Origin of the sequence: Streptomyces sp. NPDC096323, assembly GCF_040302845.1 — a bacterium.
Classification (GTDB): domain Bacteria; phylum Actinomycetota; class Actinomycetes; order Streptomycetales; family Streptomycetaceae; genus Streptomyces.
Window position 1 is genome coordinate 79,757 of the sequence record NZ_JBEOSI010000007.1, and the last position, 21,532, is coordinate 101,288.

The 21,532-nt window shown below is 72.0% G+C and carries 20 protein-coding genes; 12 read left to right on the forward strand and 8 right to left on the reverse strand.

The annotated features are described in order from the left end of the window. Nucleotides 1-115: 115 nt before the first annotated feature. Both ABTX18_RS20335 and ABTX18_RS20340 read left to right on the forward strand, forming a co-directional pair. Entirely contained in the window at nucleotides 116-1,462 is a 1,347-nt protein-coding gene (locus ABTX18_RS20335) for a dicarboxylate/amino acid:cation symporter (protein WP_352124101.1), read from the forward strand. A 219-nt stretch (nucleotides 1,463-1,681) separates the two neighbouring features. Then, nucleotides 1,682-2,323: a TetR/AcrR family transcriptional regulator gene (locus ABTX18_RS20340; protein ID WP_352124449.1), complete on the forward strand. Its 642-nt coding sequence runs from the start codon at nucleotides 1,682-1,684 to the stop codon at nucleotides 2,321-2,323. Here ABTX18_RS20340 and ABTX18_RS20345 read toward each other — a convergent pair. After that, nucleotides 2,265-3,125, reverse strand: coding sequence for a MaoC family dehydratase (locus tag ABTX18_RS20345; RefSeq protein ID WP_352124102.1), 861 nt, complete (start codon nucleotides 3,123-3,125; stop codon nucleotides 2,265-2,267). The two genes, ABTX18_RS20340 and ABTX18_RS20345, sit on opposite strands and share 59 nt — an antisense overlap. Beyond that, nucleotides 3,125-4,444 (reverse strand): 3-oxoacyl-ACP reductase, encoded by a 1,320-nt coding sequence (locus ABTX18_RS20350; RefSeq protein ID WP_352124103.1) that lies wholly within the window; start codon nucleotides 4,442-4,444, stop codon nucleotides 3,125-3,127. The genes ABTX18_RS20345 and ABTX18_RS20350 overlap by 1 nt, the downstream gene beginning before the upstream one ends. 76 nt (nucleotides 4,445-4,520) lie before the next feature. On the opposite strand from ABTX18_RS20350, the gene ABTX18_RS20355 reads away from it, so the two are divergent. Both ABTX18_RS20355 and ABTX18_RS20360 read left to right on the forward strand, forming a co-directional pair. Continuing rightward, nucleotides 4,521-5,798, forward strand: coding sequence for an acetyl-CoA C-acetyltransferase (locus ABTX18_RS20355; protein ID WP_352124104.1), 1,278 nt, complete (start codon nucleotides 4,521-4,523; stop codon nucleotides 5,796-5,798). 85 nt (nucleotides 5,799-5,883) lie between these two features. Further along, the gene (locus ABTX18_RS20360; protein ID WP_352124105.1) at nucleotides 5,884-7,797 is read left to right on the forward strand and encodes an AMP-dependent synthetase/ligase; all 1,914 of its coding nucleotides are present in this window, start codon (nucleotides 5,884-5,886) and stop codon (nucleotides 7,795-7,797) included. A gap of 75 nt (nucleotides 7,798-7,872) precedes the next feature. Here the strand turns inward: ABTX18_RS20360 and ABTX18_RS20365 are convergent, their stop codons facing one another. Both ABTX18_RS20365 and ABTX18_RS20370 read right to left on the reverse strand, forming a co-directional pair. Continuing rightward, nucleotides 7,873-8,958, reverse strand: coding sequence for a CU044_5270 family protein (locus ABTX18_RS20365; protein WP_352124106.1), 1,086 nt, complete (start codon nucleotides 8,956-8,958; stop codon nucleotides 7,873-7,875). Then, nucleotides 8,955-9,530, reverse strand: a complete 576-nt coding sequence (locus ABTX18_RS20370) for an RNA polymerase sigma factor (protein ID WP_352124107.1) — start codon at nucleotides 9,528-9,530, stop codon at nucleotides 8,955-8,957. Before ABTX18_RS20370 ends, ABTX18_RS20365 begins: the two co-directional genes overlap by 4 nt. Before the next feature lie 222 nt (nucleotides 9,531-9,752). Between ABTX18_RS20370 and ABTX18_RS20375 the strand changes: the two genes are divergently transcribed. The 5 genes from ABTX18_RS20375 (at nucleotide 9,753) to ABTX18_RS20395 (ending at nucleotide 16,133) form a co-directional block, all read left to right on the forward strand. Further along, nucleotides 9,753-10,715 (forward strand): LLM class F420-dependent oxidoreductase, encoded by a 963-nt coding sequence (locus tag ABTX18_RS20375; RefSeq protein ID WP_352124108.1) that lies wholly within the window; start codon nucleotides 9,753-9,755, stop codon nucleotides 10,713-10,715. Nucleotides 10,716-10,725: 10 nt separating this feature from the next. Then, entirely contained in the window at nucleotides 10,726-11,511 is a 786-nt protein-coding gene (locus ABTX18_RS20380) for an SDR family NAD(P)-dependent oxidoreductase (protein ID WP_352124109.1), read from the forward strand. Nucleotides 11,512-11,633: 122 nt separating this feature from the next. Further along, a complete protein-coding gene (locus ABTX18_RS20385; RefSeq protein ID WP_352124110.1) occupies nucleotides 11,634-12,755 on the forward strand; it encodes an LLM class flavin-dependent oxidoreductase in 1,122 nt (373 codons plus the stop codon). Between the two features lie 178 nt (nucleotides 12,756-12,933). Continuing rightward, a complete protein-coding gene (locus ABTX18_RS20390; protein WP_352124111.1) occupies nucleotides 12,934-14,673 on the forward strand; it encodes an N-acyl-D-amino-acid deacylase family protein in 1,740 nt (579 codons plus the stop codon). After that, nucleotides 14,670-16,133: an aldehyde dehydrogenase family protein gene (locus ABTX18_RS20395; protein WP_352124112.1), complete on the forward strand. Its 1,464-nt coding sequence runs from the start codon at nucleotides 14,670-14,672 to the stop codon at nucleotides 16,131-16,133. Before ABTX18_RS20390 ends, ABTX18_RS20395 begins: the two co-directional genes overlap by 4 nt. A gap of 16 nt (nucleotides 16,134-16,149) precedes the next feature. On the opposite strand, the gene ABTX18_RS20400 is transcribed toward ABTX18_RS20395, so the two are convergent. Genes ABTX18_RS20400 through ABTX18_RS20410 form a run of 3 tightly spaced genes read right to left on the reverse strand, consistent with a single transcriptional unit; the run spans nucleotide 16,150 to nucleotide 17,616 of the window. Then, a complete protein-coding gene (locus ABTX18_RS20400; RefSeq protein WP_352124113.1) occupies nucleotides 16,150-16,638 on the reverse strand; it encodes a hypothetical protein in 489 nt (162 codons plus the stop codon). Then, the gene (locus ABTX18_RS20405; RefSeq protein WP_503061187.1) at nucleotides 16,635-17,075 is read right to left on the reverse strand and encodes an RNA polymerase sigma factor; all 441 of its coding nucleotides are present in this window, start codon (nucleotides 17,073-17,075) and stop codon (nucleotides 16,635-16,637) included. The genes ABTX18_RS20400 and ABTX18_RS20405 overlap by 4 nt, the downstream gene beginning before the upstream one ends. A 55-nt stretch (nucleotides 17,076-17,130) precedes the next feature. After that, a complete protein-coding gene (locus ABTX18_RS20410; protein ID WP_352124115.1) occupies nucleotides 17,131-17,616 on the reverse strand; it encodes a DUF3995 domain-containing protein in 486 nt (161 codons plus the stop codon). A 211-nt stretch (nucleotides 17,617-17,827) separates the two neighbouring features. Here ABTX18_RS20410 and ABTX18_RS20415 point away from each other — a divergent pair, with 211 nt between their 5' ends. After that, a complete protein-coding gene (locus ABTX18_RS20415) occupies nucleotides 17,828-19,219 on the forward strand; it encodes an MFS transporter (protein WP_352124116.1) in 1,392 nt (463 codons plus the stop codon). 85 nt (nucleotides 19,220-19,304) lie between these two features. Beyond that, entirely contained in the window at nucleotides 19,305-20,144 is an 840-nt protein-coding gene (locus ABTX18_RS20420; protein ID WP_352124117.1) for a hypothetical protein, read from the forward strand. Between the two features lie 50 nt (nucleotides 20,145-20,194). Here the strand turns inward: ABTX18_RS20420 and ABTX18_RS20425 are convergent, their stop codons facing one another. Then, nucleotides 20,195-20,560, reverse strand: a complete 366-nt coding sequence (locus tag ABTX18_RS20425) for a hypothetical protein (protein WP_352124118.1) — start codon at nucleotides 20,558-20,560, stop codon at nucleotides 20,195-20,197. A gap of 98 nt (nucleotides 20,561-20,658) precedes the next feature. Between ABTX18_RS20425 and ABTX18_RS20430 the strand changes: the two genes are divergently transcribed. Then, entirely contained in the window at nucleotides 20,659-21,504 is an 846-nt protein-coding gene (locus ABTX18_RS20430; RefSeq protein ID WP_352124119.1) for an LLM class F420-dependent oxidoreductase, read from the forward strand. Nucleotides 21,505-21,532: the final 28 nt, after the last annotated feature.

Here is a 21,532-nt window from a genome sequence, read left to right on the forward strand (position 1 = left end):
CAACGTCTGACATAGGCCCCGGCACCATGCAGCGGCGCCGCCCACGCGGGCGCCGCACCCCCGTCCCCCCGCACCGTCCCCGTGCGTCCCGATGCGTCACATCTGGAGTGTGTCCGTGTCCGCGAACCCCGCGTCCGCCACCACCGAGAAGCCCTCCGGCTCCGGTTTCCGCATACCGAAGGTCCCCTTCTGGGCCCAGATCGTCGCCGGTCTCGTGCTCGGCGTCCTGCTCGGCTGGCTCGCGCGCAGCCAGGACGTCAGCTGGCTCTACACCACGCTCGACAAGGTCGGCCACATCTTCGTCCAGCTGCTGAAGCTGGCCGTCGCGCCCCTCGTCTTCTTCGCGATCCTGGTGTCGATCACCAATCTGCGCAAGGTCAACAACGCCGCCAGGCTGGCCACCCGCACGCTGCTCTGGTTCATGATCACCTCGCTCATCGCGGTCGCCATCGGCCTCGCGATCGGCCTGATCACCAACCCGGGCTCCGGTACCGGCCTCACCCCGAAGGACGGCAAGCTCCCGGAGCACTCCGGCTCCTGGCTCGACTTCCTGACCGGCATCATCCCGGACAACGTGATCACGCCGTTCACCGAGCTGAACGTGCTCCAGATCGTCTTCATGGCAGCCGTCGCCGGCATCGCCGCCCTGCAGCTCGGTGAGAAGGCCAAGCCGATCCTCACCCTCAGCGAGTCGATCCTGGAGCTCCTCCAGAAGGCCCTGTGGTGGGTCATCCGCCTCGCCCCCCTCGGCACCGTCGGCCTCATCGGCTACGCCATCGCCGACTACGGCTGGGACCTGATCGGCAAGTACGCCACGTTCACCGCCGACGTGTACATCGGCTGCGCCCTGGTGATGTTCGGCGTCTACCCGCTGCTGCTCGCCACCGTCGCCAAGGTCAGCCCGCTCCAGTTCTTCAAGGGCGCCTGGCCCGCGATCCAGCTCGCCTTCGTCTCCCGCTCCTCGGTCGGCACGATGCCGGTCACCCAGAAGGTCACCGAGCGCCTCGGCGTCCCGAAGGAGTACGCCTCCTTCGCGGTCCCGTTCGGCGCGACGACCAAGATGGACGGCTGCGCCGCGATCTACCCGGCGCTCGCCGCGATCTTCATCGCGCAGATCTTCGACGTGCAGCTGGGTGTCGGTGACTACATCCTCATCGCGTTCGTCTCGGTGATCGGTTCGGCGGCCACCGCCGGTCTGACCGGCGCCACGGTCATGCTGACCCTCACCCTGTCGACGCTGGGCCTCCCGCTGGAGGGCGTCGGCCTGCTGATGGCCATCGACCCGATCCTGGACATGATGAGGACGGCGACGAACGTGGCGGGGCAGGCTCTGATCCCGGTGCTCGTCTCGGCCCGCGAGAAGATCCTCGACCACGACAAGTACAACTCGGCCTCGGCCTCCCCGGTCGACGACGCCGAGGTGCGGGACGCCGAGCCGGAGCGCGTGCCGGTCGCCGCGTAACCACGCACACGTCAACGGGGCGCCCCTCGGTCCACTGCGGACCGGGGGGCGCTCCTGTTGTGTGTCGTGGAGGCGGTGACTTCCGGCCGTCCGGGCCGGGGAACCCTGCTCCGTACGACGGCGAGGCGGCCCGCGCCGTACGCTTACCGAGGAGTAGGGCATCGGGGGCGGGCAGCGGGGGTGGAGGAAGTCGACGTGGGTGCTGTGAAGAGCAAACGGATGCCGCGCGCAGTGCGTGAACAGCAGATGATGGATGCCGCGGTGCGGATTTTCGGGCGGCGCGGGTTCCGTGCGGCCTCGATGGACGAGATCGCCGAGCTGGCCGGGGTGTCCAAGCCGTTGGTCTATCTCTACCTGAACTCCAAGGACGAACTCTTCTCCGCCTGCATCGCGCGTGAGGCGAAAGCGCTGGTCGAGGCGGTGCGGGCAGGGGTTGAGCCGGGGCAGTCGGCCGACCGGCAACTGTGGGCGGGGCTGCGGGCGTTCTTCACGCACACCGCGGAGAACCCGGACGGCTGGGCGGTGTTGTACCGGCAGGCGCGGACGCACGGGGAGCCGTTCGCCGGCGAGGTGAACGTGATGCGCGAGGAGATCGTTGCGTTCGTGACGGGTCTGATCGGGGCCGCGGCGTGCGAGGTGCACCATGATCCGGCGCTCGCGGACCGGGATGTGGCGGGTCTGGCGCAGGCGCTGGTGGGCGCCGCGGAGTCGCTCGCCGGGTGGGCGAACGAGACCCCGGGGGTCTCCGCGAAGGAGGCCGCGGCCACCTTGATGAACTTCTCCTGGGCGGGTCTTGAGAACCTCATGAACGGCCGTCCGTGGCAGCCCCGGGGGCAGGGCGCAACGTCGTCGTCCCGGTGAGGTGGACGCGGTCGCCGGTGCCGCGGAGCTGGAAGACGGTGCCGTCCGAGGCGTAGGTGACGGTGCCGGGCAGCAGGACGGGGGCTCTGAAGTCGGCCCGTACCGTGCGGATCAGGTGGGGTTGCGGGGCCTCGGCGAGGCAGCGGGCGACGCTCCACATGCCGTGGGCGATGGCGCGGGGGAAGCCGAAGAGCCGGGCGGTCAGCGGGTACAGGTGGATCGGGTTGCGGTCGCCCGACGCGGCTCCGTAGCGGCGTCCCAGGTCGGCGGGCAGTCGCCATTCGGCGAGGGCGGGGAGGGCCGGTTCGGGGGCGGGGGTGGCTTGAGCCGCCGTGTGGGACGTCGCGTGGCGTGACAGATAGCCGCTGCGGGATTCCCACACCAGCTCGCCCGCCAGCCGCGCCTCGGTCACGACCGTGACTTCTGTGCCGCGCCGGTGCGGGGCCAACCCATCCGCGTACACCTTGAGTTCGAGTCGGCCCGCGGGGTGGAGCGTCCGGTGCGCCGTGATCTCGATCCAGGTGTGGACGAGTCCCGTGACCGGCAGCGGGAAGCGGCGCGCGGTCATCAGCCGCATGGCGAGCGGGAACGCCAGGACGTGGGGGTACGTCACCGGGAGGGCGTCCGGGCCGGTGAAGCCGCAGATCCTGCGGTACGCGGCCAGGGGGCCGGAGGCGAGCGGTGCGGCCGGCAGGTGCGCGACGCCGGGTGGCAGGGTGGCGCCGGGGCGGCCCGCCCGTTTGAACGGGGAGGTGACGGCGCCGCGCGCCAGGGACAGCGCCAGGCTCGGCGTCGACGTCATCACGCTCCCAGCAGGCTCTGGCCGCAGACCCGGACGATCTGGCCGTTGACGGCGCTCGACGCGGGCTGGGTGAGCCAGGCAATGGTCTCGGCGACATCGACCGGGAGGCCGCCCTGCGAGAGGGAGTTCATCCGGCGGCCCGCCTCCCGGATGAAGAGGGGGACGGCCGCCGTCATCCTCGTCTCGATGAAGCCGGGGGCCACCGCGTTGACGGTGACGCCGTGGTCGGCGGCGGCGCGGGGGGCCAGCGAGCGGACCAGGCCGATGATTCCGGCCTTGCCGGCCGCGTAGTTCGTCTGGCCGTTGTTCCCGGCGATGCCGGCGATGGAGGCGGTGGCGACGATCCGGCCGCCGTGGCGGAGCGTGCCGTCCTTGAGCAGGGCGTCGGTGGTGCGCAGGACGCTGTCGAGGTTGACGTCGATGACCTGGGTCCAGCGGTCGGCGGGCATGTTGGCGAGGCGGCGGTCGCGGGTGATGCCGGCGTTGTGGACGAGGATGCCGAGGCCGTCCGGGGCGGCGGCGGCGATCCGTTCGGCGGCGTCGTCCGCGGTGATGTCCAGCGGCAGGGCGGTGGCGCCGAGGCGGTCGGCGGTGCGGGCCAGTTCGTCCTGGGCCTGCGGGACGTCCAGGCAGATGACGTGGGCGCCGTCCCGGGCGAGGACGGAGGCGACGGCTGCGCCGATGCCGCGGGCGGCGCCGGTGACCAGCGCGGTGCGGCCGGCGAGCGGGGCGGCCCAGTCGGCGACGGGGCCGGGGGCGGTGTCGTTCACCTCGATGACCTGGCCGCTGATGTACGCGGACCGGGGCGAGAGCAGGAAGCGCAGGGTGGATTCGGCGGCGGCGACGGCGGTGGGTGCCAGGCGCACCAGCTGCACGGTGGCGCCCTTGCCGATCTCCTTGCCCAGGGAGCGTACGAACCCTTCGAGGGCCTGCTGGGCGGCGGCCTGGTGGTGGTCGTCCGGTGAGGGGCGCGTCCCGATGACGACGACGCGGCCGCCCGGTGCGAGGGTGCGGACGACGGGGTGCAGCGCGGCGTGTACGGCTCCGAGTCCGGCTGCGGTGTCGACGGCGGTCGCGTCGAGGACGATTCCGGCCGGCCGGTCGGCGCGGGCCACGACTTCCGGGCCGCACGCGGCGAGGACGGTGGCGATCCGGTCCGTGACGGCGGAGTTCCCGGCGGTGAGGTGGATGACCGGGCCGGGGAGGTTCGGGGTCTCCAGGGACCAGCGGCGCAGGTGGGCGGGTTGCGGCAGGCCGAGTCTCCGGGTCACGAATCGGCCGGTTGCTGTGCCGGTGAGGTGGAGATAGCGGTCGGCCATTGTCCGGACTCCCTGCGTGGTCGTAGATTTACTTCCGAGTAAGGTTACTTGGGAGTCAGGAGTTGGTCGAGATGAGTTGGTCGAGTTGATCCCCCTCGCACTCCCGCGGCCCCGCAGGGTCGCGGTCCTCGGCGGCAGCCGCATCCCGTTCGCGCGCGCCGACGGGCCGTACGCGCAGGCCTCCAACCAGCAGATGCTCACCGCCGCGCTGGACGGTCTGGTCGAGCGCTTCGACCTGCACGGACGGCAGGTCGGCGAGTTCGTCGCGGGCGCGGTCCTCAAGCACAGCCGTGACTACAACCTGGCCCGGGAGACCGTGCTCGGCTCCCGGCTCGACCCGCGCACCCCCGCGTACGACATCCAGCAGGCGTGCGGCACCGGCCTCCAGGCGGTGATCGCCGCCGCGAACAAGATCATGCTCGGGGCGGCCGACTCCGCGATCGCGGGCGGCGCGGACACCACGAGCGACGCGCCGCTCGGCGTCAACGACGAACTGCGCCGGCTGCTGCTGTCGGCCCGGCGCGCGAAGTCGACGGGCGGGAAGGCGAAGGCCCTTGCGGGCGTACGTCCCCGGCACCTCGTCCCGGACATCCCGCGCAACGCCGAACCGCGCACCGGCCTCTCGATGGGCGAGCACGCGGCGGTCACCGCCCGGCAGTGGGACATCGGCCGCGCGGAGCAGGACCTCCTCGCCGCCACCAGCCATCAGCGGCTCGCCGCCGCGTACGACCGGGGCTTCCTGGACGACCTCGTCGTCCCGTACCTCGGGCTGGACCGCGACCAGAATCTGCGCCCCGGCTCCACGGTGGAGAAACTCGCCGCGCTGAAGCCGGTGTTCGGCGCGGACCACCCGGACGCGACGATGACCGCGGGCAACTCCACCCCGCTCACGGACGGTGCCGCGACCGTGCTGCTGGCGAGCGAGGAGTGGGCCGAGCGGCACGGCCTGGAGCCGCTGGCGTATCTGTCCCTGTACGAGAGCGCCGCGGTCGACTACGTGAACGGTGAGGACGGGCTGCTGATGGCGCCCGCGTACGCCGTGCCGCGGATGCTGGAGCGGGCCGGGCTCGGCATCGAGGACTTCGACCTGTTCGAGATCCACGAGGCCTTCGCCTCCCAGGTGCTGGCCACGCTGGCGGCCTGGGAGAAACAGGGTCTTGCGCCCGTCGACCGGGACCGGCTCAACGTGGCGGGGTCCTCCCTCGCGACCGGGCACCCGTTCGCGGCGACGGGCGCGCGGATCGTCGCGACGCTCGCGAAGCTGCTCGCCGAACGCGACGCCCCGGGCCGGGGGCTGATCTCGGTCTGCGCGGCGGGCGGCCAGGGGGTCACGGCGATCCTCGAACGTGTCTGACAGCCGTGTGCCCGACCCAGGACGACCCGGCCGCAGGCGGCCGGACCCGGTGAACCGCTCGACCCCCGATGCTGAGGAGCCGCACGTGTCCACGCGATCCGCCCCTTCCCCTGCCCCCGCCACCCCCGTCCTGGTCGAGCCGACGAAGGTCAGGGCCGCCGACGGCAGCGTCCGGCAGGTCTCCGTACCGGCGTTCGCGCGGCCCCTGCGCCGTGGCTCGCTCGCCGAGATCCCGTTCGACAACGCCCGCGAGGCACCCACGGAGGCCGTACTCAGCCGCAAGCAGCCCGACGGCAGCTGGCAGGACGTGACGGCCGCGGAGTTCGCGGCCGAGGTCATCGCCGTCGCCAAGGGCCTGATCGCGGAGGGACTGCGGGGCGGCGACCGCATCGCGATCATGGCGCGCACGACGTACGAGTGGACACTGCTCGACTTCGCGTCCTGGGCCGCCGGCCTGGTCACCGTCCCCATCTACCCGACCTCGTCCGCCTTCCAGGCCCGCTGGATACTCCAGGACTCCGGCGCGGTCGCCTGCGCCGTGGAGACGGCCGAACAGGGACGCGTGATCAGCCAGGAACGCAAACAGCTCGGCGACCTCACCCACCTCTGGCAGTTCGACACGGGTGCGCTGGGGCGGCTGAAGAAGCTCGGCACGAACATCCCGGACGCCGTCGTCTCGGCCCGCCGCGCCACCCTGGAACCGGAGGCCCCGGCCACCCTCATCTACACCTCGGGCACCACCGGCCGCCCCAAGGGCTGCGTCCTGACCCACGGCAACTTCTTCGCCGAGGTCGACAACGCCATCGAGCTGCTGCACCCGGTTTTCAAGTCCGTCAGCAAATACCCCGCGTCCACCCTGCTGTTCCTGCCGCTGTCGCACGTCTTCGGCCGGATGGTCGCGATCGGCTGTCTGCGCGCCCGGGTCCGCCTCGGCCACGCCCCGTCGATCCAGACGGAGGACCTGCTGGCCGATCTGGCGGGCTTCAAGCCGTCGTTCCTGCTGGCGATCCCGTACGTCCTGGAGAAGGTCTACAACACCGGCCGGGCCACCGCCGAGAAGATGGGTCGTGCCTCGTCCTTCGACCGGGCCGCGCGGATCGCCCAGCGCTACGGCCAGGCCGTCGAGGCCGCCGAACACGGCACGGGCCCCGGCCCCGGGCTCGGCCTGCGCGCCGCCCGGGCCCTGTACGACCCGCTGGTCTACCGCCGGATACGGGCCGCGCTCGGCGGACACGTCCGGTACGCGATCTGCGGCGGCTCCCCGCTGGGCCGCCGGCTCGCCGCCTTCTACGCGGGCGCCGGCATCGAGATCTTCGAGGGCTACGGACTGACGGAGACCACGGCCGCCGCCACCGTCACCCCGCCGCTGAAGCCGCGCCTGGGCACGGTCGGCTGGCCGTTGCCCGGCACCGCCGTCCGCATCGCCGAGGACGGTGAGGTGCTGCTCAGCGGCGGTCAGGTGTTCCAGGGCTACTGGGACACCGAGCGCGGCGAGGCCGTCCCGGTCCTGGACGGCGGCTGGTTCGCCACCGGCGACCTGGGCGCGCTCGACGAGGACGGCTACCTCACGATCACCGGCCGCAAGAAGGACATCATCATTACCTCGGGCGGCAAGAACGTCGCCCCGGCCCCGCTCGAGGACTGGCTGCGCGCCCACCCGCTGGTCAGCCAGTGCATGGTGATCGGCGACAACCGCTCGTTCATCACCGCCCTGATCACCCTGGAGCCGGACGGGCTGGATCACTGGCGGCAGATGAAGAAGAAGCAGGACATCCCGATGCGCGAACTCGTCCACGACGAGGACCTGCGCGCGGCGCTGCAACGCGCGGTGGACGAGGCCAACCGCCTCGTCTCCCGCGCCGAGTCGATCCGTAAGTTCACCGTGCTGCCGGTGGACTTCACGGAGGACGGCGGCCACCTGACCCCGTCCCTGAAGCTGAAGAGGGACGCGATCGCGCGGGACTTCGAGGCGGAGATCGAGGAGTTGTACCGGAAGTAGGGCGGGCCGGCGCCCGTGAGGGCCAGGGTCCGGCTCTCCCCGATGGGTCCGGGCCCGGCCTTCGTGCGCCGCTGTTCAGTGCTTCTTCCTGAAACCGGGTGGGTCCGGAAGGGGAACCACGAACGTAGGCTCCAACTCCACGATGCTCGACGGGTCAGGGGCGGGGCCGCCGGGCACCTGGCCGGGGTGGTCGACGATGCCGGTCGCCAAGCGGGCGAAGGAGTCGGTGAAGTCGTGCTCCCCGTGCCAGTCGGTGCGGGTGCCCCGGTAGGCGTACGTACGCGGGTCCAGGAAGAGGTACTCGCGCGTTCGGCCCTGGTCGTGGAAGTCGAACGCGATGGTGAGCCCCGGCCGGCCGGCGGCGTCTCGCATCGGTGTGCCGACCAGCTCGGTTCCGGGGATGAGCGCCAGCGCGCGGTAGAGCGCGGCGTTGATCTGCGGTGGGATGCTCGGCGCTGTCTGAAGGATGTTGAGGATCCTGGCGAACTTCGCTCCGGGAGTGACGGCCGGAGGCTGATCCGCTGAAATGCTGTGGAGCCCCTGTGAATCCGGGGCCGCGTTCGGGTCCGCTCCGGCGGCGAAGAAGCGGTCGGTGCTCACCCGCGCGAGGAGCTTGTGGGGGTCGGTGGGCAGCCGGGACAGGACCTCGCGGGTCTCCCGGGGCTGTTCCCCGACCCGCCCCGGCCTCCGGGGGGCGTTGTCGGTGGTCACAAGGATGACGTCGCGGTCGCCCGTTCCGGGCGTCTTGCCGCGAGTTGCGCCTTTGGCCCCGTCGTACCGCGCCCAGACAGGCTGGTGCCCACAGTCGTTCAAGCATTGCACATAGTCGGCGTACAGCCACTGGTGGAGGCCGGGCTCCTTGTCCCGGGCCTTCGCGGCATTGACCGCGGCGGCGTCCAGGACCTGGGCGACCGTCATGGTGGGCACCGGCGGGGTCTGCGCTCCTGGACCGCCCGAGGTGGTGATGACGGCGGTGGCGAGCGTACCCGCGGCCAGTCCCACGAACACGGTCCGCCTTATGCCGGGCCGCGCGAAGACCCGGCGGACAGCCCCCGGCGTGTCCTGTGCGGGCGTCTCCTCGGCGGCACGCTCGGCCCGCGCCTTCTCCAGGAGGGCCAGTTCCGCACCGAGTCGTTGCTTGAATCCCATCGGGGTGTTCATCGGGAGACCTCCGCGAGTGGAGCGTTGAGAGTTCCGGGCGGGCTGGTGCGGCCGGCGCGCAGCGCGGCGCGGGCACGGTGCAGACGGACGCGGGCGGTCGCCTGGGAGATCCGGAGGACCTTCGCGGCCTCCTTCGTGGTCAGGCCGTCGACGGCGACCAGATCGATCACCGCGCGCAGCGGCTCGGACAGCGCGGCGTGCCGGGTCAGCAGGTCCCTGGCCTCCCGCTCGGCGTCGATGCGCTCCTCGAAGCGCTGCATGTCCTGCGCGTCGAGCAGCCGGCGGCCGCTCAACGCGGCCACCGCCACCCGCTCCCGGGCCGCGTGGCGGGCCTGCGAGGCCAGCGTGTTGCGGGCGATCCCGTAGAGCCACACCAGATGCGTGCCGCGCCCGGCGTCGTAGCCGTCGAAGGCCTCCAGCGCGGCCACGAAGACGTCTGCGGTCAGGTCGGCGGCCAGGTGCCGGTCGGCGGTTCTGCGGGTGACGAAGCCGAGGACGGCATCGAAATGCGCCTCGTACATCTCGCTGAACGGAGTTCGGCTCCGTCCGGGTTCGTGCGTGGGTCTGTGCACGCGGGACCTCCATTATGGCTCTGCAGTGTGTCACCCATCTATTGGCACGGGGACGGCGAACCGTTACTTCTCGCAGGTCAGGGCCGTGTGACCGGGCTCGGGCGGTCCTTCTTCCCGGGCCACCCCTTGCCTGTTGACGCGTCGGGGACGACGATGACCCCGCTCGCCATATGACGAGCCGTCAGATGCGCGCCGGGTCGCGTGAGGGAAGGAGGCCGTTCGGTGCCGATACTGCCCGCCGGACCGCTGTCGTACGGGATGCAGCTTCCGATCCAGTCGCAGAGCACCATCTACGCAGAGCCGTGGGAGGCCGGGGCCACCCCGGAGGACCTCGCCGAGATCGCCCGCACCGCCGACCGTGCGGGGTTCACCTACCTGGCGAGCTGCGATCACGTCGCCGTCCCGCGGCGGCTCGCGGGGGCGATGAGCACCGTCTGGTACGACCCCGTCGCCACGCTCGCCTTCCTCGCGGGGATCACCGAGCGCGTCCTGCTCATGAGCCATGTCGCCGTCGTCGGGCTGCGGCACCCGCTGGCCACGGCCAAGCAGTACGCCACCCTCGACCACCTCAGCGGCGGCCGGCTGATCCTCGGGGTCGGGGCCGGGCATGTGCGCGAGGAGTTCGAGGCGTTAGGGGCGGACTTCGACGGGCGGGGCGCCGTGCTCGACGAGAGCATCGACGCGCTCAGGGCCGCGCTCGGGCCCGAGGAGTACCCGGAGTTCGCGGGGGAGCGGTTCGCCTTCAGCGGGCTCGGGCAGCTGCCCCGGCCCGCCCAGGACCGGGTGCCCGTATGGGTGGGCGGGTCGTCGCCCGCCGCGGTGCGGCGGGCCGCCGTGCGCGGGGACGGCTGGCTGCCGCAGGGCGACCCGCGGGAGAAGCTGCCCGCGCAGATCGGGCGGCTGCACGCGCTGCGCGAGGAGGCTGGGATCGCCGAGCCGATCGTCGTCGGCGCCATCACCGAGCCGCTGTACGTGGGGGAGCCGGGCTGGTCCGTGGGGCGGCGCACGCTCAGCGGGAAGCCGGAGGCGCTGGCGGAGTCGCTGCGGGAGTACGGGGCGATGGGGGTGCACCAGATCCAGGTGCGCTTCCGCAGCCGGAGCAGAAGTGAACTGACCGATCAGATGGGGGCGTTCGCCGCCGACGTCGCACCGCACCTCGACAACCCCGGCAACACCGACAGGTAGGAGTCAGGCCATGGGCAAGCTGGACGGGCGGGTCGTACTGATCAGCGGCGCGGCGCGCGGACAGGGCGAGCAGGAGGCGCGGCTCTTCGCCGCCGAGGGCGCGCGGGTGGTGATCGCCGATGTGCTCGACGAGCAGGGCGAGCCCCTGGCCAAGGAGCTGGGCGCCGACACCGCGCTCTTCGTGCACCTGGACGTGAGCCGGGAGGCGGACTGGCAGGCCGCGGTCGCCGCCACGAAGGAGGCTTTCGGGAAGATCGACGGGCTGGTCAACAACGCGGGAATCCTGCGCTTCAACGAACTGGTGTCCACGCCGCTGGAGGAGTTCCAGCAGGTGGTGCAGGTCAATCAGGTGGGGGCCTTCCTGGGGATCAGGACAGTCGCGCCCGAGATCGAGGCGGCGGGCGGCGGGACCATCGTCAACACCTCCTCGTACACCGGTCTCACCGGCATGGCCTTCGTCGGCGCCTACGCCGCCACCAAGCACGCCGTGCTGGGGCTGACCCGGGTGGCGGCGGTGGAGCTGGCGGCGAAGGGCATCCGGGTCAACGCCATGTGCCCCGGCGCCGTGGACACCCCCATGACCAACCCGGCGGCGCTCGACCCGGACGCGGACCCGGCTGAGACGGCGGAGGCCGTGGGCGCGCTGTACAAGAAGCTCGTGCCGCTGGGGCGCATCGGCCGGCCCGAGGAGGTGGCTGCCCTCGCACTGTTCCTGACCTCGGACGACTCCTCGTACATCACCGGTCAGCCGTTCGTGATCGACGGCGGGTGGCTGGCGGGGGTGAGCCTGTTCTGACCCGTCGCCCGGGTCCGTGCCTGACGCGGCGTCAGCTATTGACGGGTCGGGGTGCCGGTGGAACAGTCGGACGCAGCAGAATCTGACGGTGTGTCAGAAACGATTGAGGACGGTGAACCCCCTTGGAATTCGGGCTCTTTGTACAGGGGTACGTGCCCGCCGCGCGGGCCAAGGCCGACCCCGGGGCAGAGCACAAGGCGCTGATCGAGGAGACCGAGTACGTCATCCAGGCGGACAAGTCCGGCTTCAAGTACGCCTGGGCCTCCGAGCACCACTTCCTGGAGGAGTACTCGCATCTCTCGGCCAACGATGTGTACCTGGGCTATCTCGCACACGCCACGGACCGCATCCACCTCGGATCCGGCATCTTCAACCCGCTCGCCCCGGTCAACCACCCGGTGAAGGTGGCGGAGAAGGTCGCCATGCTCGACCACCTGTCGGAGGGGCGCTTCGAATTCGGCTCCGGGCGCGGGGCGGGCACCCACGAGATCCTCGGGTTCATGCCGGGCATCACCGACATGAACCACACGAAGGAACTCTGGGAGGAGACCATCGCCGAGTTCCCCAAGATGTGGCTCCAGGACGAGTACGTCGGCTTCCAGGGCAAGCACTGGTCGCTGCCGCCCCGCAAGATCCTGCCCAAGCCGTACGGGAAGTCGCACCCGGCGATGTGGTACGCGGCCGGCTCACCGTCCTCGTACGCCATGGCGGGCAAGAAGGGGCTCGGCGTGCTGGGCTTCAGCGTGCAGAAGGTCTCCGACATGGAGTGGGTCGTCGAGTCCTACAAGAACGCCGTCAAGGACGCCGAACCGGTCGGTGACTTCGTCAACGACAACGTGATGGTGACCTCCACGGCGATCTGCGCGGAGACCCACAAGAAGGCCGTCGAGATCGCGGTGGGCGGCGGGCTGAACTACCTCCAGTCGCTGCTGTTCCGCTACCACGACACGTTCCCCCGGCCGGAGGGCATCCCGGAGTGGCCGGAGCTGCTGCCCGAGTACTCCGAGGAGATCATCGAGCTGCTGATCGCCGAGGAGCTGATGATCTGCGGTGACCCGGACGAGGTGCTGGGGCAGTGCCGGCGGTGGGAGCGGGCGGGGGCGGACCAGCTGAGCTTCGGGCTGCCGATCGGGATCAGTCCCGAGGACACGTTGAACTCGATCAAGCTGATCGGTGAGCACGTGATTCCGGAGATCGACACGGATCCGGTGCACCGGACCTCGCGGTTCCGCGACGCGGCGTGAATTCCAGCCCCGCCGGCGTTTGAGGCGCGGGGTCCGGGGCGGAGCCCCGGGAGCTCGGTCTGCCCTGCGGGGCCGAGAGACGAGCGGCGTCTTCCCGGACCGCCGCTCCGCGGGCCGGGGTGCGTACCGCGGCCGTACGCACCCCGGCGCAACGAAACCACCACGGAAGGGACCCGTCATGCTCGACCACCTCATTCGCGGAGCGACCGTCGTGGACGGCGGCGGCGGGCCCTCCTGTCTCGCGGACGTCGGTATTCGGGGCGGCCGTATCGCCGTCGTCGCGGAGCCCGGGACCGTCGCCGAGGAGGCCGCGAGCTCCGAGGACGCCACCGGGCTCGTCCTCGCGCCCGGCTTCGTCGATCCGCACACGCACTACGACGCGCAGCTCTTCTGGGACCCGTACGCCACCCCGTCGATGAACCACGGCGTCACCACCGTCGCCGGCGGCAACTGCGGGTTCACCCTCGCCCCACTCCATCCGGACCGCCCAGAGGACGCCGACTACACGCGGCGCATGATGGCGAGGGTCGAGGGCATGGCGCTGAAGGCGCTGGAGGAGGGCGTCGACTGGAGCTGGTCCAGTTTCCGGGAGTACCTCGACGCGCTCGACGGGCGGATCGCGGTGAACGCCGGGTTCATGGTCGGGCACTGCGCCCTGCGCCGCCACGTCATGGGCGCCGACGCGGTCGGCGGGCAGCCCACGGCCGCCCAGCTCGACGCCATGCTCGCCCTCCTCCACGACGCGATGGACGCCGGGGCGTGGGGCCTGTCCACCACGCAGTCCTCCACGCACTCCGACGGCGACGGACAGCCGGTCGCCTCCCGGCACGCGCTCCCCGAGGAACTCCTCGCGCTGTCCCGGGCCGTCGGCGAGCACGAGGGCACGCAGATCGAGGCCATCGTGGCCGGCTGCCTCGATCAGTTCTCCGACGACGAGATCGACCTGTTCGTCGACATGAGCGCCGCCGCCGGCCGCCCGCTGAACTGGAACGTGCTGACCATCGACGCGTCCGTCCCCGAACGTGTGCCGCGCCAGTTGATCCCCAGCGAACGCGCCCGCCGCGCGGGCGGCCGGATCGTCGCGCTGACGATGCCGATCCTCACCCCGATGAACATGTCGCTCGGCACGTTCTGCGCCCTGAACCTGATCCCCGGCTGGGGCGACATCCTCGCCCTCCCCGTACCGGAACGCATCGAGCGGCTGCGCGACGCGGACACCCGCGCCGAGATGCTGCGCCGCGCCGACAGCAAGGAGGCCGGTGTCTTCCGCCGCCTCGCGAACTTCGGCCGGTACGTCATCGGTGACACGTACAGCGCGGCGAACGAGGGCCTCAGCGGGCGCGTCGTCAAGGACATCGCGGACGAGCGCGGCCAGGACGCCTTCCACTGCCTCGTCGAGATCTGCGCGGCCGACGAGTTGCGTACGGTGCTGTGGCCGATGCCCACCGACAACGACCCCGACTCCTGGGCGCTGCGGCAGCGCACCTGGGAGCACGAGGACGTCATGCTCGGCGGCTCCGACGCGGGCGCCCATCTGGACCGGATGTGCGGCGCCCCGTACACGACCCGCTTCCTCGGCGACTGTCTGCGCGGCCGCAGACTCATGCCGCTGGAGCGGGCGGTCAAGATGCTGACCGACGACCCGGCCCGGCTCTTCGGCCTGCGCGACCGGGGCCGCATCGAAGAGGGCTTCCACGCCGACCTCGTCCTCTTCGACCCCGAACGCATCGACGCGGGCCCCGCCACCCTCGTCCACGACCTGCCCGGCGACAGCCCCCGCCTGGACTCCAAGGCGCTGGGCATCGTGTCGGTCCGCGTCAACGGAGTGGAGACTCTGCGCGACGACAAGGTGACCGGCGCGGTCCCCGGCACGGTGCTCCGCTCCGGCCGCGACACCCGGACGGTGAGCACGGTATGACGACTCCGCCCCAGCGCCTGTTCATCGACGGCGAGTGGTCCGAGCCCGCCGGCGGTCACTACGAGGTGATCGACCCGGCCACCGAGGAGGTCGTCGGCCTCGCCCCCGAGGCGAGCCGCGCGCAGGTGTACGAGGCCGCCGCCGCGGCCCGTGACGCCTTCGCCACCTGGTCCCGCACCCGCCCGGAGGAACGCGCGGCGATCCTCGACCGCGCCGCGGACCTGATGCAGCGCGACTTCGCGGCGAACGCGGCCCTCGCCCAGGCGGAGAGCGGCGCCACCACCGGCACGGCCCGCGGGATGCAGGTCGCCGTGGGAGCTGCCCGGTTCCGGCGGTACGCGAAGGGGGCGCTGGAACCGGTCGAGGAGGCCGTGCCGCCGCAGATCAACGAGGCGGGTCCGATGGGCCGGGCCGGCATCTTCGGGGCGCTCGCCGTCCGCCGGCCGGTCGGCGTCGTCACCTGCATCACCTCGTACAACAACCCCTGGGCCAACCCGGCCGGCAAGATCGCGCCCGCGCTGGCGATGGGCAACACGGTCGTCGTGAAACCGGCCCCGCAGGATCCGCTCTCCGTCTACCGCATGGCGGAGGCCCTGGCGGAGGCGGGCGTTCCGGCGGGCGTCGTCAACGTCGTCAGTGGTTCGGGACCGGACGCGGGCGAGGCGGCTGTCGACTCGCCCGACGTCGACATGGTCAGCTTCACCGGCTCCACGGCGGTCGGGCAGCGCATCGCGGAGGTCTGCGGCCGGTCGATGAAGCGGCAGTTGATGGAGCTGGGCGGGAAGGGCGCCGCCGTCGTGCTCGACGACGCGGACGTCGACTCGGCGGTCGCGGGCATCGGGACGACGTTCTCGTTCTACAGCGGTCAGATCTGTACGGCTCCGACCCGCGTCCTGGTCCAACGGGCCCTGCACGACGCGCTGGTCGAGAAGCTCACCGCGTACGCCGGGTATCTGGCGGTGGGCGATCCGAGGGCGCAGGGCACGGTCGTCGGGCCGGTCATCTCGGCGTCCCACCGCGACCGCATCGAGGCGTATGTGGAACTCGGCCGCAAGGAGGGGGCGCGGGTCGTCACGGGCGGCGAACGCCCGGACCCGACCGGCCGGGGGTTCTACGTCGCGCCGACGCTGCTGGCCGACTGCACCAACGACATGCGGGTGGTGCGGGAGGAGATCTTCGGCCCGGTCGTGGTGGTCGTGCCCTTCGACGACGAGGAGGAGGGCATCGCGCTGGCCAACGACAGCGACTACGGCCTGATCGACTACGTCTGGTCGGGCGACGTGGCCCGCGCCTTCCGCGTCGCCCGCCGGCTCCGGGCCGGCGGGGTCGGGGTGAACACCATCGGCCGCAATATGGAGGCCCCGTTCGGCGGGTTCAAACGCAGCGGGGTCGGGCGCGATGTCGGCTCGTACGCCCTGCACGCGTACAGCGAACTCCAGGCGATCGTCTGGCCGGGCTGAGCGGCTCGCGGAGGGCTCACCCGCGCGCCGTGAGGCGGGCCTCCAGCAGGCCGAGCACCTTGCGGCCCGCCCGGCCGACGCCGACCGGGACCAGGGCCGCCCGGCCCGGGACGCGTACGCCGCCGGTGAAGGCGACCAGCGTGTGGCCAGGGGTGGTCGTGGACGGGGCGGCCGCGATGCCGATCAGCACGAAGCGGCTCTGCAGCCAGAGCCAGCCGGGGCGCCGCACCCCGTGGAAGCGGGCGTGCGGGCCGAACCGGCTGCGGGCCACCGCCTCGACCCGGTCGCCCTCGGCTCGGGTCAGCCGCAGGCGCCGCATATCCGGTACGAGGAGCGCGAGTTCGCCGTCGATGTCGGCGAGCAGGGGCTCCACCGCGGCGCAGGGCGCGGGGATCTCCCGGGTGGTGACCCGGGCGCCGCGCACCCCGGCCGCGAGCGCGTGCAGCCGTCGCACCGGGTCCAGGGGCGCGGCGGCGGGCCACGCGGGGAGCGGGGTGTCGGTCATGACGTCCATGCCTTCCGGAAGGAGTCCCGGGCCCGGTGCAGGCGGGATTTGACGGTGCCGACCCGGAGGTCGAGCAGGGCGGCGGCGGTCTGTTCGTCCAGTCCCTCGACGTCGCGCAGGACGAGCACGGCCCGGTGCTCGGGGGAGAGCCGGGCCAGGACGTCACCGATGTCCGCGCCGAGCTGCGGATCGCCGCGCTGAGGCAGGATGGTGAGGTCGGCGGGCACGGCCCTGGCGGTGCGCCGGGCGACCCGGACCGCCTCCCGGCAGGCGATGGACCGCACCCATCCGTACAGGGCGGCCGGCTCCTTGAGGGTGCGCAGACCGCGGAAGACGGCGACGAGGGTCTCCTGCACGGCGTCGGGTCCGTCGGCCAGGGCGATCGGGGTGCAGATGCGGCCCACGTACGGGGTGAGGTCGTCCAGGAGCTCGTTCATGGCGAGGGTGTCCCCGCGCTGGGCGGCCACCACGAGGCGTACCGCGCGGTCGTGGTCATCGGGCACGGGCGGGGCTGTCCTCCCTGGCCGCCACTCGGAGTGCGGCTGCGGCGAGCAGTAGGCAAAGGGGCGTGTACAAGGACCAGTTGAGCAGATGGAACGTGGATCCGGCTCCGGCGTCCAGGCCGGTGCGCAGCCCCGCCGCCCAACCGAGCCCGGCCGCCCCGCGCAGCGCGGTGCCGCAGGCGACGGCGAGCGTCCCGGCCTGGAGGAGCCGCCCCAGCCGGTGCGTGCGCCCCAGCCGGGCGCGGGCGGTGACCAGGGCCGCCCCGCCGAACAGGACGGCGGCCAGCGGGAGGACGACGGGCGGGGTGAACGGGGCGTCGACGCCGAGGACGGCGTACGAGAGGGAGGCGGCGTCCCCGGCGGGCCAGGTGGTGCCGGTGGACCAGAGGACGTGCAGCAGTCCGTCGGCGGTGAGCACACCGGCGACGGCGAGAGCCGCGGCGCGGCGGCTGGGCAACAGGCGGTCGGATATCACGGGGGACTCCTCTGGTGGGGCCATGGGCGGGCTGCGGTGACGTGTTGCGTCACCCCACAGAGGAGCCGGACCGCCGATTCGTTCCCACGGGGTTCGCGAGGGGAACCACAGGCAGTATCTCGCCATCAAGTATCTTGACATCGAGATTAAATCCCGGCAGGCTTCCCCAGGTCTTCAGATCTCTTGATGTCGAGGTAACCGGGGGTGGGCGGTGCGCCGCACGGCGGGCAGCGGGGGCGCGGGCAGCGGGGGCACCGAGATGTCGCACCGCGTGGACAGCCAGGGGCTGTTGGCGCAGTTGCGGAACCCGCCGGGCGGCCGGGATGCCCGGATCATGCTGCTCGCCCTGGCCGTCGACCGCACCGGCTCCGGACTGTGGGCCGCTTCGTCGGTCCTCTACCTCACCTTCGTCACGCATCTCAGCCCCGAGCAGATCGGCGTACTGCTGGGGGCGGCCGGAATCGCGGGCATCGTCGGATCACCCCTGGCCGGGCGCCTCGCCGGCCGCTTCCCGGTTCGCCGGCTGCTGATCGGCTGCCACCTGCTCCGGCTGGTGACCCTGCTCCTGGTGATGACCTGCACCGGATTCGCGGCCCTGCTGCCCGTCATCGCGGCCACCTATCTCGGCGACCGCGCGGCGAAGACCCTGGAGATGCTGTTCGCCACCCGAGCGGCGGGCGAACGACGGGCCGCCTACCAGGCCTTGTCCCGCAGCGCGGCGAACGCCGGCTACGGCGTCGGCGCGGGTCTCGCGGCCATCGGGCTGGCGGTGGGCACCACGGAGGCCTACCGCGCCATGATCCTCGCCAACGCGCTGTCCTTCGCCGTCGCCGCGCTCCTGGCCCGCCGCACCCGCGAGCCGCGCGCCACGGTGACGGTGGAGGTAGCGAAGAGCGAGGCGGCCGGCACCGCCACGGCGGGCCCCCGCGACCCCGCCCGGCCGAAGAGCCCGTGGCGGGACCGGGGCTACCTCCGCTTCGTCCTCCTCGACATCCCGATGAACCTCGACGACTCGGTCCTCGGCGTCGGCCTCCCGCTGTGGCTCGTGAGCAGCACATCCGCGCCGCACGCGCTCGTCCCGGCGGTCCTGGTCATCAACACGGTGCTCGTCGTCACGCTCCAACTGACCGTCTCCAACAGGGCGGAGGGCCCGCGCCGCGTGCTGCGGACGGTCACCCTGTACGGGGTCCTGATGGGCGCGTGCTGCGCCCTGCTCGCCGCCGCCACCCGCTGCGGGACCTGGACGGCCGCGGCGGTCCTGCTCGGGGCGGCGGTGCTGGTCACCCTGGCGGAGCTGATGCGCTCGGTGAGCTCATGGGAGCTGGCCGTCCTCCTCGCGCCACCCGACGCGCGCGCCGCGTACCTGGGAGTGGCCGGGATGTCCCCGTCCATCCAGAAGTCCGCCGGTCCGCCGCTGCTGACGGGAGTCGTGATGGCGGCAGGGCCGACGGGCTGGCTGGTGCTGGGCGCGGTGATCGCGGGGCTCGCGTACGTACAACAACGCGGCTGCGCATGGCGGTTGCACGCCCCACTCGCCCCGGATCGTGCGACGACTCCCCCGCGGCAGGTTCTCCGGTCTCCTCGGCGATCACCGGATCGGTGAGCCCCCCGATGAGCCCCGGAAGACGGGTTCTACGCTGTGCCCACGCTCCGCGCCGGACCCGGCGCGTGGGCGAGGAGGAGGGGACATGCGAAGACATGTGCTGTGGGGCACGGTGGCCGCTTCGGTGGTCATGGCCGTGCTGGGGGCGTCACCGGCGCAGGCCGAAGGGCGGGGCGACATCCGGATCGTCAAGGCGGTGGCCAACAACGGCAAGAGCGTCGTCGTCGGCATCCGTGGAGTGGTGACCTTCCCGGTCAAGCTGACGATCAAGGACAATTCGGGTGTCAAGGGGGTGGGGGAAATCCACACGGGCGGCGCCGACACGGCCGACGGCGCTCCGGCCGAGACGGTCGGGATCACCTGCAAGAAGCTGAGCGCCACCACCTCGGACTGCACGGCGACGCTGCGCTTCGATCCCGCCTGGTTTCCCGCGTACAGCGAGCGCAACGCCAACGAGGGGGCCGGGGACTGGAACGTCTACGGCATCGTCAACGCCAACGACAGGGACTACTGGATCTTCGATGCGCTCGCCCCGTTCACGTTGAAGCGAGCCGCGACGCTGAAGGTGTCCGCGATGCGGCCCGCCCTGTTCGGCACCAGCAACCAGGTCAAGGTCACCGGCGCGCTGGCCCGCGCAGACTGGGAGGCGCTGAAGTACCGCGGCTACGGCGGCCAGAGTCTGAAGCTGCAGTTCAGGAAGACGGGCGCCACCTCGTACACGACCGTGAAGACGGTGAAGACGAACAGCGCGGGCCAGGTCAGCGCGACAGTGACCGCGCCCGGTTCCGGCAGTTGGCGCTGGTTCTACCAGGGCACGTCCACGACCGCGCAGACGGCGTCTGCGGGCGACACCGTGGCCCTGGTGGCGCCCACCCTGCGCTCCAGGGCGGCGCTGCGCGTCCTGCACCCCCTTCGGGTGGGGTGACGCAGCGCGCCCCTGGCCACCCCCGGACGGGGCGGCCGGGGGCGCGGCGGCTAAGGGTTCCGCCGTGCGCGGGCGACGAGCACGAACGCGATGATGCCGACCACGATCACGGCGAGCACGATCCCCGCGATCATCCCGCCCCCGAACCCGCTGGAGCCGTGCTTCCGCCGCTTCTTGCTCTTGCTTTTGCTCTTGTGCTTGCTCTTGTACGTGTGCGCGGCCTCGCGCACGCCGGTGTGGGCGGACGCCGCCGCGTTGTCCACGTGTCCCGCGCTCTGCACCGACGCGGTGCGGGAGACGGCGGATTGCGATGCGGATGCGGGCGCGGCGGCCGATGCCGCCGCGGATGAGCCGCCGACGAGCACGCCCGTCAGGAACAGCGCGGTGAGCACCGTGCGGGTGCGCGTACGGACCATGATGTTCCGACCTCCCCCGAAGTCGCCGAGGACTCGGCTTTGCGCACCGTACGGCATACGTTGGAGCCGCCACCAGACAACGACGGAGGTGTCCTCGTATGCGGATCGCCACAACGATCTTCCTCACCGACGAAACGATCACACCGGTGCGGGTCGCGCACCAGCTTGAGCAGCGGGGATTCGCCGGGCTCTATCTTCCGGAGCACACGCACATTCCGGTGAGCAGGGAAACTCTTTACCCGGCGGGCGGCGACCTGCCGCCCGAGTACGGCCGCACCCTGGACCCGTTCGTCGCCCTCGCCCAGGCAGCCGCGGTGACCGAACGGCTGGCGCTCGGCACCGGAATCACGCTGATCGCCCAGCACGACCCGATCGGCCTGGCCAAGCAGATCGCGACCCTCGACCACCTCTCCGGCGGCCGCTTCACGCTCGGCCTCGGCTTCGGCTGGAACGTGGAGGAGGCGGCGGACCACGGCGTGGAATGGTCGACGCGCCGGGAGCTCGGCCGCGACCGGATGGCGCTGATGCGCGCGCTGTGGGCGGACGAACCAACCGCGTACCAGGGTGAGTTCACCTCGGTCCGGGCGAGCCACGCCTACCCGAAGCCCGTCCAGGAACCGCGCGGCCCGGTGATTGGGCCGCGCACCCTGATCGGCGGCGCGGCGGGCCCGAAGCTGTTCGCGCACATCGCGGAGTACGCGGACGGCTGGATGCCGATCGGCGGCCGGGGCCTGAGCGAGTCCGTTCCCCGGCTGCGTACGGCCTGGGAGGCGGCGGGCCGGGACCCGAAGGACCTCCAGGTGATCCCGTACGCGGTCCTGCCGAACCCGGGCAAGCTGGCCCACTACGCGGACCTGGGCATCGAGGAGGTCGTCCTCCAACTGCCGCCCGCCACCGAACCGGAGGTCCTGCGGACGCTCGACGCGTACGCGGAGTACCTCTAACCCGCCAGCCCGGCCGCCGCGATCAGCG

Excerpts from the sequence above, each read along its gene's own strand:
- ABTX18_RS20340 (WP_352124449.1), top strand. The coding sequence starts at position 1,682 with ATGCCGCGCGCAGTGCGTGAACAGCAGATGATGGATGCCGCGGTGCGG.
- ABTX18_RS20345 (WP_352124102.1), bottom strand. The coding sequence starts at position 3,125 with ATGACGTCGACGCCGAGCCTGGCGCTGTCCCTGGCGCGCGGCGCCGTC.
- ABTX18_RS20350 (WP_352124103.1), bottom strand. The coding sequence starts at position 4,444 with ATGGCCGACCGCTATCTCCACCTCACCGGCACAGCAACCGGCCGATTC.
- ABTX18_RS20365 (WP_352124106.1), bottom strand. The coding sequence starts at position 8,958 with ATGAACACCCCGATGGGATTCAAGCAACGACTCGGTGCGGAACTGGCC.
- ABTX18_RS20380 (WP_352124109.1), top strand. The coding sequence starts at position 10,726 with ATGGGCAAGCTGGACGGGCGGGTCGTACTGATCAGCGGCGCGGCGCGC.
- ABTX18_RS20390 (WP_352124111.1), top strand. The coding sequence starts at position 12,934 with ATGCTCGACCACCTCATTCGCGGAGCGACCGTCGTGGACGGCGGCGGC.
- ABTX18_RS20395 (WP_352124112.1), top strand. The coding sequence starts at position 14,670 with ATGACGACTCCGCCCCAGCGCCTGTTCATCGACGGCGAGTGGTCCGAG.
- ABTX18_RS20400 (WP_352124113.1), bottom strand. The coding sequence starts at position 16,638 with ATGACCGACACCCCGCTCCCCGCGTGGCCCGCCGCCGCGCCCCTGGAC.
- ABTX18_RS20405 (WP_503061187.1), bottom strand. The coding sequence starts at position 17,075 with ATGAACGAGCTCCTGGACGACCTCACCCCGTACGTGGGCCGCATCTGC.
- ABTX18_RS20420 (WP_352124117.1), top strand. The coding sequence starts at position 19,305 with ATGCGAAGACATGTGCTGTGGGGCACGGTGGCCGCTTCGGTGGTCATG.
- ABTX18_RS20425 (WP_352124118.1), bottom strand. The coding sequence starts at position 20,560 with ATGGTCCGTACGCGCACCCGCACGGTGCTCACCGCGCTGTTCCTGACG.
- ABTX18_RS20430 (WP_352124119.1), top strand. The coding sequence starts at position 20,659 with ATGCGGATCGCCACAACGATCTTCCTCACCGACGAAACGATCACACCG.